This window comes from Streptomyces sp. NPDC030143 (assembly GCF_055573695.1).
Genome location: NZ_JBVIAY010000059.1, coordinates 1 through 2496, shown reverse-complemented (window position 1 = coordinate 2496; position 2496 = coordinate 1). Strand labels below are relative to the sequence as shown.

1 rRNA gene is annotated in these 2496 nt (G+C 56.7%); it reads right to left on the bottom strand.

Features of this window, described 5'->3' with window-relative positions:
* Nucleotides 1–22 precede the first annotated feature (22 nt).
* Nucleotides 23–2496, bottom strand: a 23S ribosomal RNA gene (locus ACZ4YY_RS37435); the annotation flags it as partial.

Below are 2496 nucleotides of genomic sequence, written 5' to 3'. Positions count from 1 at the left end.
AACACAGTGGACGCGAGCAACTGAGGACAAGCCCTCGGCCTATTAGTACCGGTCACCTCCACACGTTACCGTGCTTCCAGATCCGGCCTATCAACCCAGTCGTCTACTGGGAGCCTTACCCTCTCAAGGAGGTGGGAATACTCATCTCGAAGCAGGCTTCCCGCTTAGATGCTTTCAGCGGTTATCCCTCCCGAACGTAGCCAACCAGCCATGCCCTTGGCAGAACAACTGGCACACCAGAGGTTCGTCCGTCCCGGTCCTCTCGTACTAGGGACAGCCCTTCTCAATATTCCTACGCGCACAGCGGATAGGGACCGAACTGTCTCACGACGTTCTAAACCCAGCTCGCGTACCGCTTTAATGGGCGAACAGCCCAACCCTTGGGACCGACTCCAGCCCCAGGATGCGACGAGCCGACATCGAGGTGCCAAACCATCCCGTCGATATGGACTCTTGGGGAAGATCAGCCTGTTATCCCCGGGGTACCTTTTATCCGTTGAGCGACGGCGCTTCCACAAGCCACCGCCGGATCACTAGTCCCGACTTTCGTCCCTGCTCGACCCGTCGGTCTCACAGTCAAGCTCCCTTGTGCACTTACACTCAACACCTGATTGCCAACCAGGCTGAGGGAACCTTTGGGCGCCTCCGTTACTCTTTAGGAGGCAACCGCCCCAGTTAAACTACCCATCAGACACTGTCCCTGATCCGGATCACGGACCCAGGTTAGACATCCAGCACGACCAGAGTGGTATTTCAACGGCGACTCCACACCAACTGGCGTTGATGCTTCACAGTCTCCCACCTATCCTACACAAGCCGAACCGAACACCAATATCAAACTGTAGTAAAGGTCCCGGGGTCTTTCCGTCCTGCTGCGCGAAACGAGCATCTTTACTCGTAGTGCAATTTCACCGGGCCTATGGTTGAGACAGTCGAGAAGTCGTTACGCCATTCGTGCAGGTCGGAACTTACCCGACAAGGAATTTCGCTACCTTAGGATGGTTATAGTTACCACCGCCGTTTACTGGCGCTTAAGTTCTCAGCTTCGCACGCCCGAAAGCGCACTAACCGGTCCCCTTAACGTTCCAGCACCGGGCAGGCGTCAGTCCGTATACATCGCCTTACGGCTTCGCACGGACCTGTGTTTTTAGTAAACAGTCGCTTCTCGCTGGTCTCTGCGGCCACACCCAGCTCAAGCAGCAAGTGCTCTCACCAGACATGGCCCCCCTTCTCCCGAAGTTACGGGGGCATTTTGCCGAGTTCCTTAACCATAGTTCACCCGAACGCCTCGGTATTCTCTACCTGACCACCTGAGTCGGTTTAGGGTACGGGCCGCCATGAAACTCGCTAGAGGCTTTTCTCGACAGCATAGGATCATCCACTTCACCACAATCGGCTCGGCATCAGGTCTCAGCCACAAGGTGTGCGGATTTACCTACACACCGGCCTACACCCTTACCCCGGGACAACCACCGCCCGGGCTGGACTACCTTCCTGCGTCACCCCATCACTCACCTACTAACCGCTTGGTCCGGCGGCTCCACCACTTTCCATTCCCCGAAGGGTCCGGAACGGCTTCACGGCCTTAGCATCACGATGCTCGATGTTTGACGCTTCACAGCGGGTACCGGAATATCAACCGGTTATCCATCGACTACGCCTGTCGGCCTCGCCTTAGGTCCCGACTTACCCTGGGCAGATCAGCTTGACCCAGGAACCCTTAGTCAATCGGCGCACACGTTTCTCACGTGTGAATCGCTACTCATGCCTGCATTCTCACTCGTCAACCGTCCACAACTACCTTCCGGTGCTGCTTCACCCGGCAGACGACGCTCCCCTACCCATCACAGCCGCCGTTGGGCGTACATGCTGCAATGACACGACTTCGGCGGTACGCTTGAGCCCCGCTACATTGTCGGCGCGGAATCACTAGACCAGTGAGCTATTACGCACTCTTTCAAGGGTGGCTGCTTCTAAGCCAACCTCCTGGTTGTCTGTGCGACTCCACATCCTTTCCCACTTAGCGTACGCTTAGGGGCCTTAGTCGATGCTCTGGGCTGTTTCCCTCTCGACCATGGAGCTTATCCCCCACAGTCTCACTGCCGCGCTCTCACTTACCGGCATTCGGAGTTTGGCTAAGGTCAGTAACCCGGTAGGGCCCATCGCCTATCCAGTGCTCTACCTCCGGCAAGAAACACACGACGCTGCACCTAAATGCATTTCGGGGAGAACCAGCTATCACGGAGTTTGATTGGCCTTTCACCCCTAACCACAGGTCATCCCCCAGGTTTTCAACCCTGGTGGGTTCGGTCCTCCACGAAGTCTTACCTCCGCTTCAACCTGCCCATGGCTAGATCACTCCGCTTCGGGTCTTGAGCGTGCTACTCCACCGCCCTATTCGGACTCGCTTTCGCTACGGCTACCCCACTCGGGTTAACCTCGCAACACACCGCAAACTCGCAGGCTCATTCTTCAAAAGGCACGCAGTCACGAGAC